This is a genomic window from Arthrobacter woluwensis (genome assembly GCF_900105345.1).
Classification (GTDB): domain Bacteria; phylum Actinomycetota; class Actinomycetes; order Actinomycetales; family Micrococcaceae; genus Arthrobacter_E; species Arthrobacter_E woluwensis.
The window spans coordinates 2,640,585-2,664,600 of record NZ_FNSN01000003.1; the positions used below are offsets into that span (position 1 = coordinate 2,640,585).

The 24,016-nt window shown below is 70.8% G+C and carries 19 protein-coding genes; 6 read left to right on the forward strand and 13 right to left on the reverse strand.

Features of this window, described 5'->3' with window-relative positions; all coding sequences use genetic code 11:
• Nucleotides 1–30: 30 nt before the first annotated feature.
• The 3 genes from BLV63_RS12675 to BLV63_RS12685 all read right to left on the reverse strand — a co-directional run bounded on the left by BLV63_RS12675 (nucleotide 31) and on the right by BLV63_RS12685 (nucleotide 3,772).
• Nucleotides 31–2,262: a HelD family protein gene (locus BLV63_RS12675; protein WP_066217356.1), complete on the reverse strand. Its 2,232-nt coding sequence runs from the start codon at nucleotides 2,260–2,262 to the stop codon at nucleotides 31–33.
• Nucleotides 2,263–2,459: 197 nt separating this feature from the next.
• Entirely contained in the window at nucleotides 2,460–3,023 is a 564-nt protein-coding gene (locus BLV63_RS12680) for an adenine phosphoribosyltransferase (RefSeq protein WP_066217354.1), read from the reverse strand.
• Between the two features lie 65 nt (nucleotides 3,024–3,088).
• Nucleotides 3,089–3,772: a DNA-3-methyladenine glycosylase gene (locus BLV63_RS12685; protein WP_066217352.1), complete on the reverse strand. Its 684-nt coding sequence runs from the start codon at nucleotides 3,770–3,772 to the stop codon at nucleotides 3,089–3,091.
• A 106-nt stretch (nucleotides 3,773–3,878) separates the two neighbouring features.
• Between BLV63_RS12685 and BLV63_RS12690 the strand changes: the two genes are divergently transcribed.
• Together BLV63_RS12690 and BLV63_RS12695 are read left to right on the forward strand one after the other, a co-directional pair.
• A complete protein-coding gene (locus BLV63_RS12690; protein ID WP_066217350.1) occupies nucleotides 3,879–5,411 on the forward strand; it encodes an AlkA N-terminal domain-containing protein in 1,533 nt (510 codons plus the stop codon).
• The gene (locus tag BLV63_RS12695; protein ID WP_373277875.1) at nucleotides 5,401–5,901 is read left to right on the forward strand and encodes a methylated-DNA--[protein]-cysteine S-methyltransferase; all 501 of its coding nucleotides are present in this window, start codon (nucleotides 5,401–5,403) and stop codon (nucleotides 5,899–5,901) included. Before BLV63_RS12690 ends, BLV63_RS12695 begins: the two co-directional genes overlap by 11 nt.
• An 83-nt stretch (nucleotides 5,902–5,984) precedes the next feature.
• Here the strand turns inward: BLV63_RS12695 and BLV63_RS12700 are convergent, their stop codons facing one another.
• The 9 genes from BLV63_RS12700 to argC all read right to left on the reverse strand — a co-directional run bounded on the left by BLV63_RS12700 (nucleotide 5,985) and on the right by argC (nucleotide 15,529).
• Nucleotides 5,985–6,749, reverse strand: coding sequence for a maleylpyruvate isomerase family mycothiol-dependent enzyme (locus BLV63_RS12700; RefSeq protein ID WP_066217347.1), 765 nt, complete (start codon nucleotides 6,747–6,749; stop codon nucleotides 5,985–5,987).
• A gap of 127 nt (nucleotides 6,750–6,876) precedes the next feature.
• Nucleotides 6,877–8,301, reverse strand: a complete 1,425-nt coding sequence (gene argH, locus BLV63_RS12705; RefSeq protein WP_066217346.1) for an argininosuccinate lyase — start codon at nucleotides 8,299–8,301, stop codon at nucleotides 6,877–6,879.
• A gap of 2 nt (nucleotides 8,302–8,303) precedes the next feature.
• Entirely contained in the window at nucleotides 8,304–9,509 is a 1,206-nt protein-coding gene (locus tag BLV63_RS12710) for an argininosuccinate synthase (RefSeq protein ID WP_066217344.1), read from the reverse strand.
• 74 nt (nucleotides 9,510–9,583) lie between these two features.
• Nucleotides 9,584–10,111, reverse strand: coding sequence for an arginine repressor (locus BLV63_RS12715; RefSeq protein WP_066217342.1), 528 nt, complete (start codon nucleotides 10,109–10,111; stop codon nucleotides 9,584–9,586).
• Nucleotides 10,111–11,079 (reverse strand): ornithine carbamoyltransferase, encoded by a 969-nt coding sequence (gene argF, locus BLV63_RS12720; RefSeq protein ID WP_066217340.1) that lies wholly within the window; start codon nucleotides 11,077–11,079, stop codon nucleotides 10,111–10,113. Before argF ends, BLV63_RS12715 begins: the two co-directional genes overlap by 1 nt.
• Before the next feature lie 6 nt (nucleotides 11,080–11,085).
• Nucleotides 11,086–12,357 (reverse strand): acetylornithine transaminase, encoded by a 1,272-nt coding sequence (locus tag BLV63_RS12725; RefSeq protein ID WP_066217338.1) that lies wholly within the window; start codon nucleotides 12,355–12,357, stop codon nucleotides 11,086–11,088.
• A gap of 5 nt (nucleotides 12,358–12,362) precedes the next feature.
• Entirely contained in the window at nucleotides 12,363–13,304 is a 942-nt protein-coding gene (argB, locus tag BLV63_RS12730) for an acetylglutamate kinase (RefSeq protein WP_066217336.1), read from the reverse strand.
• A 30-nt stretch (nucleotides 13,305–13,334) separates the two neighbouring features.
• Nucleotides 13,335–14,501, reverse strand: a complete 1,167-nt coding sequence (argJ, locus tag BLV63_RS12735) for a bifunctional glutamate N-acetyltransferase/amino-acid acetyltransferase ArgJ (protein WP_066217334.1) — start codon at nucleotides 14,499–14,501, stop codon at nucleotides 13,335–13,337.
• Nucleotides 14,498–15,529, reverse strand: a complete 1,032-nt coding sequence (gene argC / locus BLV63_RS12740; RefSeq protein WP_066217367.1) for an N-acetyl-gamma-glutamyl-phosphate reductase — start codon at nucleotides 15,527–15,529, stop codon at nucleotides 14,498–14,500. Before argC ends, argJ begins: the two co-directional genes overlap by 4 nt.
• Nucleotides 15,530–15,666: 137 nt before the next feature.
• Between argC and BLV63_RS12745 the strand changes: the two genes are divergently transcribed.
• From BLV63_RS12745 to BLV63_RS12755, 3 genes are all read left to right on the forward strand, one after another.
• Entirely contained in the window at nucleotides 15,667–16,638 is a 972-nt protein-coding gene (locus tag BLV63_RS12745) for a quinone oxidoreductase family protein (protein WP_066217332.1), read from the forward strand.
• Between the two features lie 234 nt (nucleotides 16,639–16,872).
• Complete coding sequence (locus BLV63_RS12750) at nucleotides 16,873–20,742, forward strand: Pls/PosA family non-ribosomal peptide synthetase (RefSeq protein ID WP_066217365.1); 3,870 nt, start codon at nucleotides 16,873–16,875, stop codon at nucleotides 20,740–20,742.
• Between the two features lie 48 nt (nucleotides 20,743–20,790).
• On the forward strand, nucleotides 20,791–22,140 hold the full coding sequence (locus BLV63_RS12755; protein ID WP_066217330.1) for a M1 family metallopeptidase: 1,350 nt from the start codon (nucleotides 20,791–20,793) through the stop codon (nucleotides 22,138–22,140).
• On the opposite strand, the gene BLV63_RS12760 is transcribed toward BLV63_RS12755, so the two are convergent.
• Nucleotides 22,085–22,927 (reverse strand): 4'-phosphopantetheinyl transferase family protein, encoded by an 843-nt coding sequence (locus tag BLV63_RS12760; RefSeq protein WP_066217328.1) that lies wholly within the window; start codon nucleotides 22,925–22,927, stop codon nucleotides 22,085–22,087. The genes BLV63_RS12755 and BLV63_RS12760 overlap by 56 nt on opposite strands.
• A gap of 81 nt (nucleotides 22,928–23,008) precedes the next feature.
• Between BLV63_RS12760 and ppk2 the strand changes: the two genes are divergently transcribed.
• Complete coding sequence (ppk2, locus tag BLV63_RS12765) at nucleotides 23,009–23,917, forward strand: polyphosphate kinase 2 (RefSeq protein ID WP_066217326.1); 909 nt, start codon at nucleotides 23,009–23,011, stop codon at nucleotides 23,915–23,917.
• Nucleotides 23,918–24,016 lie beyond the last annotated feature (99 nt).

Genomic DNA, 24,016 nt, shown 5'->3' on the forward strand with positions numbered 1-24,016 from the left:
CACCCCTCCAAATTAGCATTCCCCATGGGTTCAGGCCTTCTCGATGCCCTCCGGGATGGGCCCGGACGCGATCAGGCGGAGGCGCTGGGTGGGCCGGGTCATGGCGACGTACAGATCACCCACGCGTCCGTCAGCCTCGTCCAGGAGTTCCTGGGGTTCGAGGATGACGACACCGTCGAATTCGAGGCCCTTCGCCTCCTGCGGACTGATCACCACGATGTCCTGGTCGTAGCTGCCCGACCCCGTGCCGACGCGGCCGCCGTACTCGGCGCGCAGGGCCGCCTCGGCCGCCGCGCGGTGGCGGGGGCCGCTGATGACGGCGAGCAGGCCGCCGTCGAGCATCGTCAGCTCTTCGGGGACGGCGCGCACCAGGTGGGGCACGACGTCGGACGCGGACACCCGGTCGATCTGCGGCGCCCAGCGGCCCTCCCGGACCGCCTTCGGGGCGGAGACGATCTGACCGGCGGCATTCGCCATCCGGACCGCGGCCTCGGCGATCTGCGACGGGGTGCGGTAGTTGACCGTGAGTTCCTCCAGGCGCCAGTGATCACCGAACTCGGGGGTCAGCGCGGACGCCCAGGACAGCGCGCCCGCGGCGGAGCTGGTCTGAGCGATGTCGCCCACGATCGTGAACGACTTGAGCGGGCAGCGGCGGGCCAGCAGGCGCCACTGCATGTGCGAGAGCTCCTGCGCCTCGTCCACGACCACATGGCCGTAGGCCCAGTTGCGGTCCCCGCGCGCACGGTCGGCGGCGCTCAGCCGGTGGTGCTGCTCGGCGTTCCGCTCCGCGAGCTCCTCGGCGGTGAACAGCGGGTCGATGCCCATGTGCTCCATGTTCCGCAGGGTCGCCTTGGCGTTCTCCACGTCGCGCTGACGTTCCTGCTCCGCGAGGGCGGCGTTGCGGCCGGCATGGACGTCGTAGTCGCCCAGGAGCTCGGCGGCCTCATCCAGGAGCGGCACGTCCGCCTCCGTCCAGGGGGCGTCGGCCGGGCGGAGCAGCAGCCGGCGCTCCGCCTCGGTGAACCCCGGAGTGCAGGCCTTCAGGATGTCCGGACGGGAGAAGAGCTCGGACAGGAGCTTCTCCGGTGTCATCGGCATCCAGGCGAGGTTCAGCGCCACCCGGACGTCGTGGGACGACCGGACGTCCTCCGCCAGGTACGAACGGTCCGCGCTGTTGCCCGGATTGGCGGCCAGGACCTTCTCGGTGAGCTGCTCCGTGAGTTCGCGCAGCAGGATCTTGACGAACGTCCCCCGCGCCTCGTTGTGCGGCTTGCCGGTCTGGCGGGCCTTCTCCCGGGCGCGGGAGACCTGCTTGGGACTCAGGGTCAGGCGGTATCCCTCCACCTCGAGGGTCCGCGGGGAGCGGAACGTGCGCTGACGCTGCGCCACCGCGTTGGCGACCACGATCGCCATGGCGAGACGTCCCTTGAGGGCCGCCACCTGCGGATCGGTCTCGGGGACGGCGTCGATGCCGGGCATGAGCTTGCCGAGGCTGGCCATGACCACGCCGGTCTCACCCAGGGAGGGCAGCACGCGTTCGATGTACTTCATGAACGACGTGCTGGGGCCGACGAGCAGCACACCGGCGGACTTCAGCCGCTCGCGGTGCGTGTACAGGAGATACGCGGCACGGTGCAGGGCCACGGCCGTCTTGCCCGTGCCGGGACCGCCCTGGACCACGAGCGCCCCGGACATCGAGCTGCGGATGATGCGGTCCTGCTCGGCCTGGATGGTGCTGACGATGTCGGACATCTGTCCGGTGCGCTTCGAGTTCAGAGCGGCGAGCAGGGCGCCCTCACCCTGATGGCCGGTCTGCTCCCCCAGCATGCCGGGGTCCAGGACGTCGTCCTCCATCGCCTTGAGGTCGCGGCCGGACAGGATCAGATGACGACGGCGGCGCACCCCCTGCCGGTCGAACGCCGTGGCCTGATAGAAATGTCCGGCCTCGGGGGCACGCCAGTCGACCATGAGGCGCTGCAGGTCCTCGGTGGACAGGCCGATACGGCCGATGTACTGGGCCTCGCCGTCGTCGAGGTCCAGGCGACCGAACACGAGCCGGTCCTCGACCGCGTCCAGTTGCGCCAGCCGGTCCTCATACAGCGCGGCGAACGCGTCCCGCTCGGACACATTCTGCATGCTCCCCACGGGTCCGCCCCGGCGCACGCGGGCGAGCTGCCCGCGCTTCTCTTCGCGGAGTTCATCCAGCCGGTGGTACAGGCCGTGGACATAGTCCCGTTCACGCGCCAGCTCAGCCTCGAGCATCAAGCAACTCCTCTTCGCCAAGGTTCCCCGCCATTGTCGATAACGGACCGTCCATTCTACAGCCATTCGGGTGAACGGAAGGGAACGTCCCGGCGGACCGGCGGAGGCGGCTGCCCGGAGACGCCGAAGGGGACCCGGCGCGCCCGTCGGAGCGCACTGCGGGCAGCCCTCGGAGGTTCTCGGTCAGAGCACCCGGGTCAGACCTTCTGGAGGGCGTGCACGAGGTCCAGATCGATGCCGGCCGCGGCCAGGCGGTCCCGGCCGGGAAGGCCGTCGAGCTCCATGACGACGCCGATCCCCGTGACCTCCACGCCGGCGCGGCCGAAGAGTTCATGCGCGGCGGCGAGCGTGCCACCGGTGGCGAGGACGTCGTCGAGCAGGAGGACGCGGGTGCCGGGAGCGAGGTCATCCCGGTGGATCTCCAGCGTGGCCGTGCCGTATTCGAGCGCGTACTCCTGTGCGAACGTCTCCCGCGGGAGCTTGCCCGCCTTGCGCACGGCGACGACACCCTTGCCGGAGGCGTACGCTGCCGCGGCGGCGAGCAGGAACCCACGGGCCTCCACACCGGCCACGACGTCGAAACGGCCCGCGTACGGTTCGATCAGAGCGTCGACCACGGTGCGGAAGCCCTCGCCGTCGGCGAAGACCGGGGTCAGGTCGCGGAAGACGATGCCGGGTTCCGGGTAATCCGGGATGACGGCGCAGAGCCGGTCGAGAAGGGCGATGGCGGATTCATGGGCTGTTTCAGGCACGCCCTCCATTTTAGGCCCCGGCGTCCGGCCGCTCGGACCGGCGCCGGCCGCGGAACGGGTGTTCCGCGCCACGCTCAGCGGGCTTTGGCCGGGCGGTAGACGGAGACGCTCGGTTCGCCGTCGAGCCAGAACCGCCAGGGGTACTCCAGGCTGCCGCCGGCGCCGGAGACGCCGACCCGTGGGCCCGCGAGCACCGTCAGACCGTCCACGCCGTCACCCGTCAGCGCGCTCCGCGGCACCTGGAGGTTCAGGGGCGGCGCGAGCAGATCCGCGCCCGTGTCCGCCGTCGTCAGGGCCAGACAGGTGGCCAGCCGGGCCGGTCCGCGGGCGAGTTCGCTCTCCTTGCGGGCGGCGGGCCGGCGGCTCTCGGCGAGCGCGGCGCCTTCCACCACGACCCCGGCACGCATCAGGATCCCGGAGGCCCTGCCCTCCGGCCCACACACGAGGTTGGCGCAATAGTGCATCCCATAGGTGAAGTAGCAGTACAGATGTGCGGGCGGGCCGAACATGGCGGCGTTCCGCGCCGTCTTGCCGCGGAAGCTGTGCGCTCCCGGATCAGGGAAATCCGAGTCCCGCTCACCGCGGTACGCCTCCAGCTCGGTCAGCCGGATCGCGACCGTGCCGTCCGGCGTGGTGTGGCTGATCACCGAGCCGAGCAACCGGGGCGCCAGGTCCACGGGATCCCCGCTCAGCAGATCACGGACCTCCGCGGGGCTCAGGAAGTCCTCTTCACGTGTCACGTCAGCCGACTCGATCATGGTTCCGACGCTAACACCGGCCTCGGACACGACCCGCCCACCGTCCCGGCACTGCCGTGTCCGAAAACCGCCAGTGGGCGTGTCCGGAAACTGCCAGAATGAAGCCATGGACTTCTGGCAGCGCTATCGGGCGATCGACACGAGGGACGCCCGTTTCGACGGGCAGTTCTACACGGCCGTCAAGAGCACGGGCATCTACTGCCGTCCCTCCTGCCCGGCCCGCACCCCCAAACCGGAGAACGTCGAGTTCTTCGAAACCTCCGCCGCAGCGCATGAATCCGGCTACCGCGCCTGCAAGCGCTGCCTTCCCGAGGCGGTGCCGGGCACCCCCGCCTGGAACATCCGCTCGGACGTCGCGGCGCGGGCCATGCGCCTCATCAACGACGGCCTGGTGGACGACGGCGGCGTCCCCGCACTGGCCGGCCGGCTCGGCTACTCGACGCGGCAGCTCGGCCGGATCCTGAGCCAGGAGCTCGGCGCCGGCCCGCTGGCCCTCGCCCGCGCGGCCCGCGCCCAGACGGCCCGGCAGCTCCTCGTCTCGACGGGGATGAGCCTGGCCGACGTGGCGTTCGCCGCCGGTTTCAACAGTGTCCGGCAGTTCAACGAGACCATCTCCGCCGTGTTCGACAAGACGCCCGGTCAGCTCCGGGCCACCGCGAACGGACGCCGAGACCCGGTGGACGCCCCGGCGGGCACGCTGACGCTGCGCCTGCCCTACAGGGAACCGTTCGACCCCGGGGTGTTCCGTTTCCTGGAGGCCCGCGCGATCCCGGGGGTGGAGATCGCTGACGGGACGTCCTACGAGCGCGCCCTCGCGCTGCCGCACGGGGTGGCGCATTTCCGGGTGTCCGCCACCGGCCGGGGGTATCTGGAACTGCAGGTCCACTCCGTGAATCTGAAGGACCTCCACCGCCTTATCACCCGGGTCCGGCGGCTCTTCGACCTCGACGCGGACCCCCAGGCCATCGACGCGGCTCTCGCGGCGGACCCCCGCCTGGCGGCGTCCGTGGCGGAGGTCCCGGGGCTCCGTCTGCCGGGCGCCCTCGATCCGCAGGAGATGCTCGTGCGGGCCATGGTCGGTCAGCAGATCACCGTGTCCGCGGCCCGGACGGCCCTGGCGGGCCTCTCCGTCTGCGGCGAGCGGTTCGAGGCTCCCGCGCCCGGGTCCACCGCGGCTGAGGCGAGTCCCCACCCGGAGGCACGGATCACGCGGCTGTTCCCGGCGCCGTCGTCGCTCGCGGAGCATGTTCCGGAGCTGCTGCGCGGACCCGCCCGCCGGACGGCATCGCTGCAGGCGGCGGCCGCGGCCATGGCCTCCGGGGAGCTGGAATTCGGCTTCGGCGACACTCCGGAGACGCTCGCGGCGGCGCTGCTGCCGCAGGCGGGCATCGGGCCCTGGACGGTCGGGTACCTCTCGATGAGGATCCTCGGAGCGCCGGACATCTTCCTGGCCGGGGATGCCGCGGTCCGCAACGGGATCCGCGCGCTCGGCGGCGACGCCGGAGATCCCACGTTCACCGCCGCCTCCCCCTGGCGCTCGTACGCCACCCTGCACCTCTGGCGCCTGGCGGCCCTGCCGCGCGCCACCACCACGTCAACGCCCGCGAACCCCGAGAGGAAAGCACCGCATCATGGCTGACTACACCACCCTCACCACGCCCGACGGCCCCTTCACCGTGATCGGCCAGGACGGCGCGGTCCTCGCGTCGGGCTGGACCGCCGACCTCGACGAGCTGCTCCCCCAGGTGCACGCGAGCCTGCGGCCCGCGGAACTGCGCCGGACGGGCAGCCTCGGTGCGCTGACGGATGCCGTGCTGGCGTATTACGACGGCGAGCTGACCGCGCCGATGACCGTGCCCGTGCACCAGAAGTCCGGCCCGTTCCGCGAACACGCCTGGAATGTCCTGCGGGAGGTCGCGGCGGGCAGCCCCTTGACCTATGCCGGCTACGCCCTGGCCGCGGGGAACCCCCAAGCCGTGCGGGCTGCGGCCAGCGCTTGCGCGTTCAATGCGGCGGCGCTGTTCGTCCCGTGCCACCGGATCGTCCGGACCGACGGTACCCTGGGCGGGTTCCGCTGGGGTCTTCCGGTCAAGGAGAGCCTGCTGGCCCGCGAAGCCGCGGCGGCCTGACGAATGCGGGGTCAGACGATGTCCCCCGGTCGCTCCGGAAGGGACATCAGCTGACCCCGCAACGGTCATTGCTGGAGGAGACGCTACTTCGTCGCCGGGACGCCGGACGGCCAGGGCAGCAGCTCCGGCAGGTCGACGTCGTCGGCGGCGGCGGAGGCGCGCAGCGACGACAGGCTCGGTTCCCGTCCCGCCAGCCACGCGGCGATGTCCGTGAGCATGCCGCTCACCACCACGCCATCGCCCCCGTGGCCGAGCGTCCGGGGCGGCAATCCGAGGGGCTGAATCACGAGGTGCCGGCCCTCCGGGACGCGGGCGGCAAGGAAGTCCAGCAGATGCAAGCAGAAGGGCTTGGACCAGGTCTCCGGGCCGTAGTCCAGACCGAGATCGGTGCCGTGGATGGTGAGCTCCCGCCAGAGCGCGAAGGCGCCGTCCCGCACCACGCCGTCCCGGTAGCTGATGGGGAGGTCCCACTCCTGCGGTTCCAGGCTGCCGAGGGCGTCCAGGGCGCGCGTCGTCGCGGCCCGGACGTCGTCGCGGTGCTCCTCGGCGGTGTGGCCCGCGGCGAGCTCGATACGCGCCGTGCGGCCCTCGTAGCCGCCGTCGTACAGATCGATCCGCTCGCCGCGCTTCGCGTACTCGACCTGCCGCGCCATCGCCTCGCTGATGCCCATGAGATGGGCCAGGACGTGGCCCCGGGTCCAGCCGGGGAGGACCGACGGCGCCTTCACAGCCTCATCGTCGAGGGAGGCCGCCAGCTTGTTCACCAGGTCCGCGGCGGACCGGAGATCGCGGAGCAGGGAGTCATCGGCGGAGGCGTGGTCCGAGGACCCGGAAGTGATCTGGCTCATGCCGCCATCCTAGGGCAGGGACGACCGTTTCAGTGAGTGGCCATGAACCGGAATCCGTGCCGGACGCACGAGAGGCCGGGTTCCGCGGAAATGCGGAACCCGGCCTCTCGGGGCACGGCGCCGAGGACTAGGCCACGAACGACCGCGCCTCGCTCAGCTCGGCTTCAAGCGCCTCAAGCTGACGTGCGACGGCGGACGGCGCGGTGCCGCCCTGAGCGCTGCGACTGGCGAGCGAGCCCTCCGTCGAGAGCACGCTGCGGACCTCGGGAGTCAGCTGCGGGGAGATGGCCGCATACTCCTCGTCCGTCAGGTCCCACAGCTCGACGCCGCGGCTCTCGGCCTGCTTGACGGCCGCGCCGGAGAGCTCGTGAGCCTCCCGGAACGGCACGCCCTGCCGGACCAGCCACTCCGCCACATCGGTGGCGAGCGCGAAGCCCTGCGGTGCGAGCGACTGCATGCGCTCGGTGTTGAACCCGAGCGTGGCGATCATGCCGGACACGGCCGGCAGCAGCAGTTCGAGGGTGTCCGCGGCGTCGAAGACGGGCTCCTTGTCCTCCTGCAGATCCCGGTTGTACGCGAGGGGCAGGCCCTTGAGCGTGGCGAGCAGCCCGGTCAGATCGCCGATGAGGCGGCCGGCCTTGCCACGCGCCAGCTCGGCGACGTCCGGGTTCTTCTTCTGCGGCATGATGGACGAGCCCGTGGAGTAGGCGTCATCCAGCGTGACGAAGGAGAACTCCTTGGTGGCCCAGAGGATGACCTCCTCCGAGATCCGTGAGATGTCCACGCCGATCATGGCTGCGACCCAGGCGAACTCCGCGAAGACGTCACGGGAGGCCGTGCCGTCGATCGAGTTGTGCACCGCCGAGTAGAAGCCGAGCTCCGCCGCGACGGCCTCCGGGTCCAGACCCAGCGAGGAGCCCGCCAAGGCGCCGGAGCCGTACGGCGAGACGCCCGCACGCTTGTCCCAGTCCTGGAGCCGCTGCACATCGCGCAGAAGGGCCCAGGCGTGGGCCAGGAGGTGGTGGCTCAGGAGGACCGGCTGCGCGTGCTGCAGGTGCGTGCGGCCCGGCATGGCGACCTCGGGGTGGGCCTTGGACTGCGCCACGAGGGCGTCCACCACGTCCAGCACACGCGCGGCGATGATCCGGGCGTGGTCGCGCAGGAACATGCGTCCCAGCGTGGCGATCTGGTCGTTGCGGGACCGGCCGGCGCGGAGCTTGCCACCCAGGTGGGTGCCGGCGCGCTCGAGCAGGCCGCGTTCCAGGGAGCCGTGCACGTCCTCGTCGCTCTCGGCCGCGACGTAGGCGCCGCTCGCGACGTCCTCATCCAGCTGCGTGAGGGCGGCCAGCATGCCGTCCAGTTCGGCGTCGTCGAGCAGGCCCGCCTTGTGGAGCACGCGGGCGTGCGCCTTGGAGCCGGCGATGTCGTACCGCGCCAGACGCCAGTCGAAGTGCGTGGACTTGCTCAGCGCGGCGAGTGCGTCCGCCGGGGCGCCGGCGAAGCGCGCACCCCAGAGGGCGCCCTCGTTCGTGCCGTGGGTCTCGGAGCTCATGCTCAGGCCCCTGCGACCCGCTGGTCACGGGTGGACGCGACCTTGGAGGACATGCCCCAGAGCTCGATGAAGCCCTTGGCCTGGGACTGGTCGAAGGTGTCACCGGTGTCGTAGGTCGCCAGCGAGAAGTCGTAGAGGCCGGTGTCCGAGCGACGGCCGTTCACGATGGCCTGGCCGCCATGCAGCGTCATGCGGATGTCGCCGGAGACGTACTTCTGGGTGTCCTCGATGAAGGCGTCCAGGGAGCGCTTGAGCGGGGAGAACCACTGGCCGTCGTAGACCAGCTCGGACCAGCGCTGGCCGACGGTGGCCTTGAAGCGGGCCTGCTCGCGCTCGATGGTGACGTCCTCGAGGTGCTTGTGGGCCGTGATGAGCGCCATGGCACCGGGGGCCTCGTAGATCTCGCGGGACTTGATGCCGACGAGACGGTCCTCGACGACGTCGATGCGGCCCACGCCCTGGGCGCCGGCACGGCGGTTGAGCTCCTGGATGGCCTGCAGCGGCGTGACGGCGACGCCGTCGATCGCGACCGGGACGCCCTGGTGGAACGTCACGACGACCTCGTCCGGCGCCGGCGGGAACTCCGGGGTGGCGGTGTAGTCGTAGATGTCCTTGGTGGGGGCGTTCCAGATGTCCTCGAGGTAGCCGGTCTCCACGGCACGGCCCCAGACGTTCTGGTCGATCGAGTACGGATTCTTCTTGGTGGTCTCGATCGGCAGGCCCTTCTCCTCGGCGAAGGCGATGGCCTTGTCCCGGGTGAGGGCGAGGTCGCGGACCGGGGCGATGCACTTCAGGTCCGGGCCCAGGGTCTGGATGCCGACCTCGAAGCGGACCTGGTCGTTGCCCTTGCCGGTGCAGCCGTGAGCGACCGTGGTGGCGCCGAATTCACGGGCGGCCTTGACCAGGTGCTTGACGATCACGGGACGGGAGATCGCGGAGACGAGCGGGTAGTGGCCCTGGTAGAGAGCGTTCGCCTTCAGGGTCGGCATGGCGTACTCGTTGGCGAACTCATCGCGCGCGTCGGCGACGTAGGCCTCCACGGCGCCGCAGCCGAGGGCGCGCTGGCGGATGGTCTCCAGGGACTCGCCGCCCTGCCCGACGTCGACCGCCACGGCGATCACTTCGGCGCCGGTGGCTTCGCCGATCCAGCCGATGGCCACAGACGTGTCAAGGCCGCCGGAGTAGGCCAGGACGATGCGCTCAGTCACGTGAGTATCTCCTTCAGGAAGTGGTGTATGTAAAACTATACATGACTATGAGTAAGTATTCATAGCCTTCTGGATCAATTCGGGTTGCTGTCCGCCATGGCCAGGAACCGGGCGGCGAGAGCCTCCCCGCCCTGAGGGTCCCGGGCGACCAGGAGCACGGTGTCATCCCCCGCGATGGTGCCCAGCACGGACGGCATCACCGAGTGGTCGATGGCGAGGGCCAGGAAGTTCGCGGCCCCGGGCGGGGTCCGCAGCACCACGAGATTCGCCGACGCCTCCGCCGTGACCAGCAGTTCGCCGCAGAGCTTCTCGAGGCGGGCGTCCAGGATCTCCTGCGCGACGGCGCTCGTCGGCCCACGGTCGCCGCCCTCGCCGGGGACGGCGTACACGAGGCCGCCGTCGCTCCCCCGGACCCGGACCGCGCCGATCTCCACGAGATCCCGGGAGAGCGTCGCCTGCGTGACCTGCACGCCGTCGTCAGCCAGGAGTGCGGCCAGCTCGGCCTGCGAGCGCACGCTCTCACCCCGCAGGATCGCGCTGATGCGCGCCTGGCGGGCGGTCTTGGTGGCCGGGCTGGTGGCCCCGGCGCCGGCGGCGGTCATCAGTCCAGACCCGGCACCACGGCCAGGCCGGAACGGTGCATGAGCCATGCCATCACGGCCTTCTGGGCGTGCAAACGGTTCTCGGCCTCGTCCCAGACGACGGACTGCGGGCCGTCGATCACGTCCGCGGCGATCTCGTACCCGCGGTACGCCGGCAGGCAGTGCAGCACGATGGCGTCCGGCGCGGCCTGCGCCATGGCCTCCTCGGTGACGGAGTAGTCGCGGAAGAGCGTCATGCGGGACTCCTTCTCGGCTTCCTGCCCCATGGACACCCAAGTGTCCGTGGCCACGACGTCGGCGCCGGCCAGGGCCTCGACCGCGTCGCTCGTGACGAGGACGCTGCCGCCGGTCTGAGCGGCGCGCTCCTCACCGGCCGCGACGATCTCCGGAGCCGGCAGATATCCCTCCGGGCCCGCGATGCGCACGTGCATGCCCGCGTTGACCGCGGCCAGCAGGTAGGAGTTCGCCATGTTGTTGGCGGCGTCGCCCAGATAGGTCAGGGTGAGTCCGGCAAGGCTGCCCTTGTGCTCGCGGATGGTGAGCAGATCGGCCAGCAGCTGGCACGGGTGGTAGTCGTCGCAGAGCGCGTTGATGACGGGCACACGGGAGTTCTCCGCCATCTCCACCAGGCCCTGGTGCGCGCCGGTCCGCCACACGATCGTGGAGACCATGCGCTCGAGCACGCGGGCGGTGTCGGCCACGGACTCCTTGTGGCCGATCTGCGCCTCCCCGGGGTTGATGATGAGGGGGCTGCCGCCGAGCTCGGACACGCCGGCGCTGAACGACACGCGCGTCCGAGTGGAGGTCTTGTCGAAGATCACCGCGACCGTCTTGCGGGCCCGGCCCTCCCCGGCGTACACGGCCAGGGAGTCCGGCTCGGCCTTGAGCCGCACCGCGAGGTCCAGGACCTCCTGCAGTTCGGCAGGGCTGAGGTCGGTGTCTTTGAGGAAGTGACGTACGGAAGTCATGGGAACCTACTCTGCCGCCGAGGCGGCCTTGGCCGTGGACAGGATGCCGGGGAACGCGCCGAGGAAGGCGTCCGCCTGGGCATCACTGAGGATGAGGGGCGGCGCCAGGCGCAGCGTGTGCGGGCCCGGCGCGTTGAGGATGAAACCGGCGTCGAGCGCCGCGGTCACGAAGGCGGGCGCGACGTCGGCGTCCAGGTCGATCCCGATCAGCAGGCCGCGCTGGCGGACGTCCGTGACGCCGGGCACCGCGGCCAGGCCCCGGGCCAGGCGCTCGCCCGTGGCGCGCACCTGAGCCAGGATGCCCTGCTGCTCGATCACGTGCAGGGTGGCCAGGGCCGCGGCCGTCGCGACTGGATTGCCGCCGAAGGTCGTGCCGTGCTGGCCCGGGTTCAGCAGCGCGGAGACCTTCTCGCCGAACGTGATGAGCGCGCCGATGGGGAATCCGCCGCCGAGACCCTTCGCCAGGGTCATGGCGTCCGGGAGAACGCCGCTCTCCTGGAAGGCGAACCATTGGCCCGTGCGCCCCACACCGGTCTGGACCTCGTCCAGGATGAGGAGGGCGCCGTGCTCGGTGCAGAGTTCGCGGGCGAGCCGCAGGTACTCGGGGTCGAGCGGACGCACGCCCGCCTCGCCCTGGATGGGCTCCAGGACCACGGCGGCCGTCTGACCGTCGACCGCCGCACGGAGTGCGTCCTGATCGTTGAAGGGAAGGTGCTCCACCCCGCCGGGCAGCGGCTCGAACGGTTCGCGGTAGGCCTGCTTGGCGGTGAGGGCGAGCGCGCCCATGGTCCGGCCGTGGAAGGCGCCCTCGAGCGCGAGGATCTTCCGGCGCGGCCCGTCCGGTCCGTCCGCGTTTCGGCGCGCCAGCTTGAACGCCGCCTCATTGGCCTCGGTGCCCGAGTTCGAGAAGAACACCTTGGAGCCTTCGGGGGCGCCCGAGAGGTCCAGGAGCTTCTCCGCGAGCGCGATCTGCGGCGGCGAGGCGAAGAAGTTGGAGACGTGGCCGAGGGTGGCCAGCTGGCTCGAGATCACCGAGGTGACGAACGGGTGGGCGTGGCCCAGCGCATTCACCGCGATGCCGCCCAGCAGGTCAAGGTACTCCTTGCCGTCGGCGTCCCAGACCACGGCGCCCGCGCCGCGGACCAGCACGCGCTGAGGCGTGCCGAAGACGTTGAGCAGGGCTCCGGAGTAGCGCGCGAGCCACTCCGCGCCGCTGGCCGTGCGGGCGTCCAGGAGGCCTTCCTCCTGCGCCGGGGTGATGTCAGCGTGCTTCGCCATACGCGTCACAGCCCTTCCGTGGTGAGGTCGGCGTCCGCGTCGCGGACCACCTGGGTGCCGATGCCCGCCGTCGTGAAGACCTCGAGCAGCATGGAGTGCGGCAGACGGCCGTCGACGATGTGGGACTGCGGCACTCCCCCGTCCACGGCCTTGAGGCAGGCCTCCATCTTGGGGATCATGCCGGACTGCAGGCTCGGCAGCATGGCGCGCAGCTGATCGGCGGTCAGGGAGGAGATGAGCGAGTCCTTGTCCGGCCAGTTCGCGTACAGACCCTCGACGTCGGTCAGGATCACGAGCTTGCTGGCGCCCAGCGCTTCGGCCAGGGCCGCCGCCGCGGTGTCCGCGTTGACGTTCAGCACGTCCCCGGTCGGGGAACCGTCGGGCCCGATCTCGGGGGCGACCGTGGAGATGACCGGGATGCGGCCGGCCTCCAGCAGATCGTGGATGGCGCGGGGGTTCACGCCCACCACTTCGCCGACGAGGCCCAGGTCCACGGACTTGCCGTCGACCTCGGTGCCCGTGCGGATGGCCTGGAGGAGCCCGCCGTCCTCGCCGGAGAGGCCCACCGCGTACGCGCCGTGGTTGTTGATGAGGCCGACCAGTTCGCGGCCCACCTGGCCCGTGAGGACCATGCGCACGACGTCCATGGCCTCGGGGGTGGTGACGCGCAGCCCGCCCTTGAACTCGCTCTCGATGCCCAGCCGGGCCAGCATGGAGTTGATCTGCGGACCGCCGCCGTGCACGACCACGGGTCGCACGCCCACGTGGTGCAGGAAGACGATGTCCTCCGCGAAAGCCCGTCGCAGTTCCTCGTTGATCATGGCGTTGCCGCCGTACTTGATCACCATGGTGTTCCCGGCGAAGCGCTGGATCCAGGGCAGGGCTTCGATGAGGGTCTCGGCCTTGGACTGGGCCTGGCTGAGATCCCTCGTCAAGCTGGAGGTCATGTCTCTCCTAGGGCGTGGGTGGTGCGCTACTCAGCTGGAGTAGGCGCTGTTTTCATGCACGTAGTCGTGGGTGAGGTCGTTGGTCCAGATGGTGGCCTCGTCCTCGCCGGCGTTCAGGTCGATCTCCACGAGGACCTCGCGGTCTTCCAGGCTGACCAGCGAGCGGTCCTCGCCGATCCCGCCGTTGCGGCAGATCTGCACCCCGTTGATGGCCACATTGAGCCGGTCAGGGTCGAAGACGGCGTCCGTGGTGCCCACGGCCGAGAGCACGCGGCCCCAGTTCGGGTCCTTGCCGAAGATCGCGGTCTTGAAGAGGTTCGAACGCGCGACGGCGCGGCTCACCGTCTCCGCGTCGAGCTCGCTGGCGGCGTTGAAGGTGCGGATGGCGATGTCATGCGCGGCGCCCTCGGCGTCGCCGATGAGCTGGCGGGCCAGGTTCTTGCACACTTCCTGCAGTCCCTTGCCGAACTCCTCGCCGGTCGGGTAGGAGCCCGAGGCGCCGGAGGCGAGCAGCAGGACGGTGTCGTTGGTGGACATGCAACCGTCCGAATCGGCGCGGTTGAAGCTCAGACGCACGGCCTCGCGCAGTTCCGCGTCCAGGAGCTCCGGGCTGACGATGGCGTCCGTGGTGATGACCACGAGCATGGTGGCCAGACCGGGGGCGAGCATGCCGGCCCCCTTGGCCATGCCACCGATCGTGAACCCGGTGCCGAGCGGATCGAACCCGATGTAGCTGGCTTCCTTGCTCACGGTGTCCGTGGTCATGATGGCGTCGGCCGCGGCGGACCCGGCGTCCGGACCGGCGTTGTCCACGAGCAGTTCAAGACCCGGCAGGATCTTGTCCATGGGCAGCTGCTCGCCGATCAGTCCCGTGGAGCAGACGGCGACGTCCCCGGCGGAGACGCCGAGCAGCGCTGCGAGCCGCTCCGCCGTCGCGTGCGTGTTCTGGAAACCCTGCGGGCCGGTGCAGGCGTTCGCGCCGCCCGAGTTCAGCACCACCGCGTCCACGCGCCCGTCCGCGAGGACCTGGCGCGACCAGTGCACGGGAGCCGCGGCCACCCTGTTCGAGGTGAACACCCCGGCTGCGTGCTTCGTCGGCCCGTCGTTGATGACCAGGGCCATGTCCGGCTTGCCGCTGGCTTTCAGGCCTGCGGTGATGCCTGCTGCACGGAAACCGAGGGGAAGGGTGACACTCACGGGGCGACTCCTAGCTGGGCGAGCCCCAGGGATTCGTCGAGACCCAGGGCGATGTTCATGGACTGCACGGCACCGCCTGCGGTGCCCTTGGTCAGGTTATCGATTGCCGCACTGACAATCACCCTTCCCGTGTGCGCGTCGTACGCCAGCTGGAGGACGGCATGGTTGGAGCCCTGCACGGACTTGGTGGTCGGCCACTGTCCTTCGGGCAGGAGGTGCACGAACGTCTCGTTCTCGTAGATGTCCTGCCAGGCCGCACGGAGCTCCTCCGCGCCGACGCCCGGCCTGACCCGCGCCGTCGCCGTCGTCAGGATGCCGCGGCTCATCGGGGCGAGCGTCGGGGTGAAGGAGACCGTGACGGGCTCCCCGGCGGCGTTGCCGAGGCCCTGTTCGATCTCCGGGGTGTGACGGTGGCCGCCGCCCACGCCGTACGGCGACATGGAACCCATGACCTCGGAGCCGAGCAGGTTCACCTTGGCGGCCTTCCCGGCGCCGGACGTGCCGGAGGCGGAGACGATCACGACGTCCTGCGGTTCGAGCATCCCGGCCGCGAAGCCCGGAGTGAGAGCGAGGAGGGCCGACGTCGGGTAGCAGCCCGGCACGGCGATGCGCTTGCTGCCGCGGAGCTTCTCCCGCTGGCCGGGGAGCTCGGGCAGGCCGTACGGCCACGTGCCCGCGTGCGGCGAGCCGTAGAACTTCTCCCACGCCGCGGCGTCCACGAGGCGGTGGTCCGCGCCGGCGTCGATCACCAGGGTGCCCTCGGGGAGCTGCGCGGCGATCTCGGCGGAGGCGCCGTGCGGGAGCGCGAGGAACACCACGTCATGTCCGGCCAGGTTCTCCACACTGGTCTCTTCCAGGATGCGGTCACCCAGGGTGTGAAGCTGCGGCTGAACGCTGCCCAGCCGGGCCCCGGCGTTGCTATGGGCGGTGATGGCGCCGATGGTCACTCCGGGATGGGTGGCCAGCAGGCGCAGCACCTCTCCCCCTGCGTAACCACTGGCTCCGGAAACGGCGACGGAAATGCTCATGCGGACACTGTACACCTCGAAGCAAGAATATGCACTGTCGCAAATATTTATGCATCGGCATGGCGCGGTGACCGCTCCGGAGCCACTGCATAAGATGTCCCTGACGGCAATCGAGAGGGATACGGGAGGCACAGACCATGCACGCCATCATCGCCCAGGAGACCGGCGGACCAGAGGTGCTCGAGTACACCGAGACGGACATCCCCCAGCCCGGGCCCGGGCAGCTCCGCTTCCGCGTGGCCGCCACCGGGGTCAACTTCATCGAGACCTACCAGCGGGAGGGCATCTACCCCCTGCCGTTCCCGTGGACCCCCGGAGCGGAGGCGTCCGGGGTGGTCGACGCCGTGGGCGAGGGCGTGACGGGCTTCGCGGCCGGCGACCGGATCGCCACCGCCGAGGCCTCCGCCTGCTACGCGGAGTACGCGATCGTCGACGCGGACAAGGCCCTGCCCGTCCCCGATGGACTGGACCTCGAGACGGCGGCGGCGCTGCCCCTGCAGGGTATGACCGCCCACTACCTGGCGACCTCCAGCTTCCCGGCCGGTGAGGGCACGACGGCCCTCGTGCACGCCGGGGCCGGCGGCGTGGGGCTGCTCCTCATCCAGCTCCTCAAGGCCCGCGGCGCACGGGTCATCACCACCGTGTCCACGCCGGAGAAGGCCGACCTCGCGCGCCTCGCGGGCGCCGATCTGGTGGTCGACTACTCGGACTTCGCCACCCAGGCGCGGCAGTTCACGGACGGCCGCGGCGTGGACGTGGTGTACGACGGCGTCGGCAAGGACACCTTCGACTCCTCCTTGCAGAGCCTCCGGGTCCGCGGAACGCTCGTGCTCTTCGGCGCGGCCTCCGGTCCGGTCCCGCCCGTCGATCCCCAGCGGCTCAACCAGGGCGGCTCCCTGTTCCTCACCCGGCCGACCCTCGGCGACCACCTGCTGGACGCCGAGGAACGCCGCTGGCGCTCGGGCGAGGTCTTCGGCGCGGCGGCCGACGGCGGCCTGTCCGTGCGCATCGGCGCCCGGTACCCGCTCTCCCGCGCCGCCGACGCCCATCGCGATCTCGCCGCTCGGCGCACCACGGGCAAGGTGCTGCTGATCCCGGATGGCGACTGACCCTGCCGCGGCCCCGGACGGGCCAGGATACGACCTCCCGCAGGCCGGACACCGGCGCCTTCAGCAGAACTTCATCATTGGTTCACTCACGACAGAAAGGATGCTGGCGTGACCGAGCATCCCGCATCCTCCCCGCATGACCCTTCCCCCGCTCCGGAGGCCCCCGGCCCCGAACCGGCGGCGGAGGGCGGCGGCGCGCCGTCGTCGCCCACGGGGACCGTCTACGAACCACAGATGCCGGGCGGACTCCTGGCGCCCCCGGAGCGCACGCTGGTGGACATCTTCCTCGCCACGGTCGAGGCGTACCCCGAGGCCTCGGCCCTGGATGACGGAAAGAAGTCGCTCAGTTACGCCGAGCTGGCCGACGAGGTCCGCGCGTACGCCCGCAAGCTGCACCGCGCCGGACTCGGCGCCGGGGACAAGATCGGCATCCGGATCCCTTCCGGCACCAACGAGCTCTACATCGCCATCCTGGCCATCCTGCTGGTGGGCGCCGCCTACGTGCCGGTGGACGCCGACGATCCCGACGAACGCGCCCGCCTCGTGTTCAGCGAGGCCAAGGTCGCCGGCATCCTCAAGGCCAAAGGCGAGATCGTGGTGGACAAGAAGCGCCCCAAGCCCTTCCCGGCTCCTCGCATGCCGCGGCCCGAGGACGATTCCTGGGTCATCTTCACGTCCGGCTCCACCGGCACCCCGAAGGGCGTCGCCGTGCGGCACCGCAATTCGGCGGCCTTCGTGGACGCCGAGGCGCGGCTCTTCCTCCAGGGTGAGCCCATCGGCACCGACGACCGCGTGCTCGCCGGGCTCTCGGTCGCCTTCGATGCCTCCTGCGAGGAGATGTGGCTCGCCTGGCGGCACGGAGCCTGCCTCGTCCCCGCGCCGCGCGCCCTGGTCCGCACCGGCATGGACCTCGGGCCGTGGCTCATCAACCACGGCATCACCGTGGTCTCCACCGTTCCGACGCTCGCCGCGCTCTGGCCCGCCGAGGCGCTGGAGAACGTCCGTCTGCTGATCTTCGGCGGCGAGGCGTGCCCGCCCGAGCTGGCCGAGCGTCTCGCCGTGGACGAGCGCGAGGTGTGGAACACGTACGGGCCCACGGAGGCCACGGTCGTGGCCTGCGCCGCTCCCCTCGGCGGACCCGGCCCCGTGCGCATCGGTCTGCCGCTGGACGGCTGGGACCTCGCCGTCGTCGACGCCGAGGGCGTGCCGGTGACGGAAGGCGAGACCGGTGAGCTGATCATCGGCGGCGTCGGCCTGGCACGCTACCTGGACCCCACCAAGGACGCGGAGAAGTACGCGCCGATGCCCAGCCTCGGCTGGGAACGCGCCTACCGTTCGGGCGACCTGGTCCGGTATGAGGCCGAGGGCCTCATCTTCCAGGGCCGGGCGGACGAACAGGTCAAGCTCGGCGGGCGGCGCATCGAACTCGGCGAGGTCGATGCGGCCCTCCAGGCGCTTCCGGACATCGCCGGCGCCGCGGCGGCGGTGCAGACCACCGCGGCCGGGAATCAGGTCCTGGTGGGCTACCTCGTGCCGGCCGGGGACGCCGAGCCGGACCTGGGCGTCCTCCGGGAGCTGCTCGGCGCGACCCTGCCCGCACCGCTCATCCCGCTCCTGACCACCACCGACAATCTGCCGACCAAGACGAGCGGCAAGGTGGACCGCAAAGCCCTGCCATGGCCTCTGGCCGGAGGCTCGGCCGACGCCGCGGACGCGGCCCCGCTGAACCTGCCGGAGGATGCCCAGTGGATCGTGGACACCTGGAGCGCCGTGCTCGGCGCCCCGGCCACGAGCCTCGACGCCGACTTCTTCGCCCACGGCGGCGGATCCCTCGCCGCCGCGCAGCTGGTCTCAGCCCTGCGATGCCGGTACCCCACCGTCACGGTGGCCGACATCTACGCCAATCCACGGGTCGGCGCTCTCGTGGAGGCCTGCCGCGCCTCCGTCCCGGACGGCGAGGCCGTCGAGGCGAAGGAACGCCTGGTCCGCCGGACCGCCCGGAAGACCCAGGTGTTCCAGACCCTCATGGGCGTGCCGCTGTTCATCCTGGTGGGCATGCGCTGGCTGACCTACCTCATGGCCGTCAACAATCTGCTCTCCGCCTGGGGTGTCCTGCACGCGGCGCCCACCGTCTCCTGGTGGTGGGTCCTGCTGTCCTGGGCAGTCTTCGTCAGCCCCCTGGGCCGGATGGGCATCGCCGTCGTGGCGGCGCGGGTGCTCCTGCGCGGCGTCACCCCGGGCGTGTATCCCCGCTCCGGACGGGTGCACCTCAAGCTGTGGCTCGCGGAGCAGATCCAGGACGCCGCGAGCGCGGTCAGCCTGGCCAGCGCTCCCTGGGTCCCGTACTACGCCCGCGCCCTGGGCGCGAAGCTGGGCCGCGACGTGATCCTTCACTCGGTGCCGCCCGTCACCGGGCTGCTGACGGTGGGCCGCGGCGCGAACGTCGAGCCCGAAGTGGACCTGTCCGGCTGGTGGGTCGACGGCGACACCGTCCACATCGGCTCCGTCTCGATCGGCCCCGGAGCCACCATCGGCGCGCGCAGCACGCTCATGCCCGGCGCGAAGGTGGGCGCCGACGCGATCGTCGAGCCCGGCTCCGCCGTCACCGGCAAGGTCAAGGCCGGCACCACCGTGGCCGGTTCCCCCGCCGGCCGGACCGGCAAGGCGAAGCCCGCCTGGCCTGAGCAGGGGGATGCGAGTGAGGGCATCCGCGAGTTCAGCTGGTTCACCGCCTTCGCCGCGGCCTCCGGCCTGCTGGCGTGCATCCCGTTCGTCTCGGCCGCGGTGGCCGGACTCGTAGTCGTGGGCGCCCTGCACGGCGCGGCCTCGCTCTCCGAATCCCTCGGCGCGCTGGCCCGGTCCGTGCCGTTGGCCTCCGTGGTGTGGTTCCTCTGCAACGCGCTCCTGATCCTCGGGACGACCCGCGCCCTCGCGATCGGCCTCGTGGAAGGTCATCACCGGGTGCGCAGCCGGGTCGGCTGGCAGGTCTGGGCCACCGAGCGCGTCCTGGACATGGCCCGCGATCTCCTCTTCCCGATCTACGCCAGCCTCTTCACCCCGGTCTGGCTGAGGCTGCTGGGCGCCACGATCGGCAAAAACGTGGAGGCCTCCACCGTCCTGCTGGTGCCGAGCATGACCACCGTGGGCGACGGCGCGTTCCTGGCCGACGACACGATGGTCGCCTCCTACGAGCTCGGCGGCGGCTGGCTCAAGGTGGCTCCCGCGAAGGTGGGCAAGCGGGCCTTCCTCGGCAACTCCGGGATGACCGCGGCCGGCCGCAGCGTGCCGAAGAACTCTCTTGTCGCGGTCCTCTCGGCCACGCCGCGCAAGGCCAAGTCGGGCAGCTCGTGGCTCGGCAGTCCCCCGGTCCGGCTGCGGCGTGTGGCACAGAGCACCGATGCGAGCCGCACCTTCGAACCACCCACCCGCCTCAAGGTGGCACGGGCCCTCTGGGAACTGTGCCGCGTCTTCCCCGTCCTGCTGACGGGCTACCTCGCGGTAGGCGTCATGGTCCTCCTCGACGCCATCGCCCGCGGCGCCGGCTACTGGCCGGCCGCCCTCCTGGGGGGTCTCGTGGTCCTGGTCGCCGGAGCGGTCGCGGCCGCGAGCGCCGTCGTCGCCAAGTGGGTCCTGGTGGGACGGATCCGCGAAGGCGAGCACCCGCTCTGGAGCTCGTTCATCTGGCGGAACGAGGTGGTGGACACGTTCATCGAGATGGCGGCCGCCCCGTGGTTCGCGCGGGCCGCGGCGGGCACTCCAGCCCTGGTGTGGTGGCTTCGGGCGCTCGGCGCGAAGATCGGTCACGGCGTCTGGTGCGAGAGCTACTGGCTCCCGGAAGCGGACCTGGTGACCCTGGGCGACGGTTCCACCGTGAACCGCGGCTGCGTGGTGCAGACTCACCTCTTCCACGACCGCATCATGGCGATCGATACCGTAACGTTGGAGGCTGGTTCCACCATGGGGCCGCACGGCGTGATCCTGCCCCAGGCATCCCTGGGCAGCGGGGCCACGGTCGGCCCCGCGTCGCTCGTGATGCGGGGCGAAGCGGTTCCGGCCGGGAGTTACTGGATGGGTAATCCGGTCAGCCCCTGGCGCGGACCGTAGCAGCTCCCGCATCGTCCCCGTCCCCGACCCTGGATGACCCTCTCCCCCATGTCTGAGCACCACGGCAAGAAGCACCCCGCCTCCACGATCCCGGACCCGTACACCCCCGGGCACGGGAGCGCGGACTACAGCGTCCGGCACTATGATCTGGAGCTCGACTGCCGCCTGGCGAGCAACCGGCTGCAGGGCGTGGCGATCCTCCGGGGGCGCGCGAACGTGAAGCTCTCCCAGATCTCGCTGGATCTCGCCGGTCTCAAGCCGACCAAGATCCAGCTCAACGGCTCACGGGTGGCGAAGTTCGCCCAGCGCGGCGAGAAGCTCGTCGTCAACGCCCCGCACAGCATCCCGAAGGGCGAGGACTTCCTCCTGGAGGTGCGCTACGAGGGCAATCCGCGGCCGCGCCGTGGCACCTGGGGTGAGGTCGGCTGGGAAGAGCTGCGCGACGGCGTGCTGGTCGCCGGGCAGCCGGACGGGGCGCCGTCGTGGTTCCCGTGCAATGACCACCCGAGCCAGAAGGCCTCCTACCGCTTCACCGTGACGACCGACGCCGGCTACCGCGTGGTGTGCAACGGCCGCCTCGTGGAGCACCGCCGGAAGTCCAGCCGCGAGACCTGGGTGTTCGAGCAGAAGGAGCCGATGGCCTCCTACCTGGCGACGCTCCAGATCGGGCGGTACACCACGTTCGACGTCGACGGCGCCCCGGGCGCGGTCCCGGTCCACGTCGCGGTGCCGCCGTCGCTCCGCGGGCAGGCCGAGACGGGGCTGGCCCGTCAGCGCGACATGATGGACCTCTTCGAGGACCGCTTCGGCCCGTACCCCTTCGGCGAGTACACCGTCGTGGTCACGGAGGACGAGCTGGAGATCCCCCTCGAGGCGCAGGCGCTGTCGATCATCGGGCGCAACCACCTCGCCACCGAGTGGGAGGCCCAGCGCCTGGTGGCCCACGAGCTGAGCCACCAGTGGTTCGGCAACTCTCTGACCGTCGGCAGCTGGAAGGACATCTGGCTGCACGAAGGGTTCGCCTGCTACGCCGAATGGCTCTGGAGCGAGGCCAGTGGCACGCTCAGCACCCAGTTGCGGGTGCTCGCGGCCTGGCGCAAACTCGCGGACCAGGCCCAGGATCTCGTGATCGGCGATCCCGGCCCCGAGGACATGTTCGATGACCGGGTGTACAAGCGGGGCGCCCTGGCCCTCCACGTGCTGCGGACGGCCATGGGCGACGAGCAGTTCTTCACCCTCCTGCGGGAGTGGACCCGTGAACACCGCCACGCCACGGTCACGCCTCAGGCGCTGTTCGCCCTCGCGGATTCGCTGGCGCCGGGGCTCGACGCGGCCGCGCTGCTCAAGCCATGGCTGTACGAAAAGCACCTTCCGCCGCTGCCGGCACCGCGGCCGTGAGCACGTGCGGAGGCAGCCCCTCCGCACGTGTTGCAAGCTGCACCACTCCGGGCGCGTAGCCTATCGCGCCTCCCGGGGGCGTTCCGCTGGTGCCGCTTCCGGGCGCGGACAGGACGGGGATCCCTGCCGGGTCCTTCCTCAGACCGTGACCGTCGCGCTTGGCCACGGCTTCCTTGGCGGCCCAGAGCGCAGCCCGTTCGGCGTTCCGTTCCCCGGGTTCCTGCATCCGGAGCCAGTCGCGTTCCCGTCCGTCGAGGGCGACGTCGTCGAAGCCGTCGAAGATCTCGCGGTGCAGGGTGAGGTCCAGACCGATCCGGAAGCCCGGCTCCACCTCCGTCACGACGACGACGGCGCCCCACTCCCCCGCGCGGCTGGCGGACAGCCCGACGTCGGTCAGCCGCTGCGGCCTCGCGGAGCCGGGGGCGGCGGTGTGGGCGTTGGCGGTGTGGTCAGAGTCGAGGTGGCTCGTGCCGGCGGGACCCCGGCTTACCGCGCTCCCGGGCTGAGAGTCCGCCGGGACCCGCTCCACGACCACGTATCCCGGCCTGCCGTGACCCGCCGCCGGGCCGCAGTCCGGGCACTCGTAGGCACTCGCGAATCGTCGCGGATCGATTCCGAGGGCGTCCGCCAGAAGCTTGCGCTGGATCCGCCGCAGCGTGCCGAAGCGCACCCCCGCAGCAGCCGAGGTGAAGGCGCGCGCCCGGTTACGTTCGGCGTCGTCGAGGGGCGGAAGGCCGACGTCGCGCGCGGCGTCGTCCAGGGAGCCCAGCCAGGTGATCACGCGCATGAATCCATTGTCCCCGGTACGGCGGCGCGGCCCTCGCATCCCGTTCAACCGCCGTTCATCGGCCGCGTCTACGGTGACGCCATGAGCATCCTGAACCACTCGCTCACGGGGATCCAGCCGCCGCTCGGCTACTCCGTGCTGGACAACGATGACGACGATCCGGTCCTGTTGGACGCCCAGGGCGTGCCCCTCGACACGTGGCGTGAAGGCTACCCCTACAGCGAGCGGCTGGAGCGGCCCCGGTACGAGCTGGAGAAGCGTCTCCTGCAGATCGAACTCCTGAAGCTGCAGAAATGGATCAAGGGGAACGGCCGCCGGCTGCTCCTCGTGTTCGAGGGCCGGGACGCCGCCGGCAAGGGTGGCACCATCAAGCGCTTCACGGAGCACCTGAACCCCCGCGGCGCCCGGGTGGTGGCGCTCGAGAAGCCCAGCAGCACCGAGCAGAGCCAGTGGTACTTCCAGCGCTACGTGAAGCACCTGCCCGCGGCCGGGGAGATGGTCCTCTTCGACCGCTCCTGGTACAACCGGGCGGGGGTCGAGCGGGTGATGGGTTTCTGCACCGATGAGCAGTATCAGGTGTTCCTGCGCCAGGTGCCGCTGTTCGAGGAGCTCCTGGTCCAGGACGGCATCGATGTGGTGAAGTTTTGGTTCTCGGTGTCACGCTCGGAGCAGCTGACGCGGTTCACCATCCGCCAGGTCGACCCGGTCCGTCAGTGGAAGCTCTCCCCCATGGATCTGGCGTCCCTCGACAAATGGGATTCCTACACGGAGGCCAAGGAGGCGATGTTCCTGGCGACGGACACCGACCACGCCCCGTGGACCGTCGTCAAGAGCAACGACAAGAAGCGCGCCCGCCTCGAGGCCATGCGCCACGTGCTGAACCTGTTCGACTACGACGGCAAGGACCCCGACCTCGCCACCGCCCCGGACCCGCTGATCGTAGGCCCGGCCTCGAGGATCTTCGAAGACGGAGAGCACCCGTCGAGCTAGGCCCGAGGCTGGCCGTGCCTGCCGCCCTCTTCGCTACCCCATCGCCGGCTCCCGGGCCTCGCATCTGGCCCCGCGTCTCTCCTCGACCCTCTCCCCGGC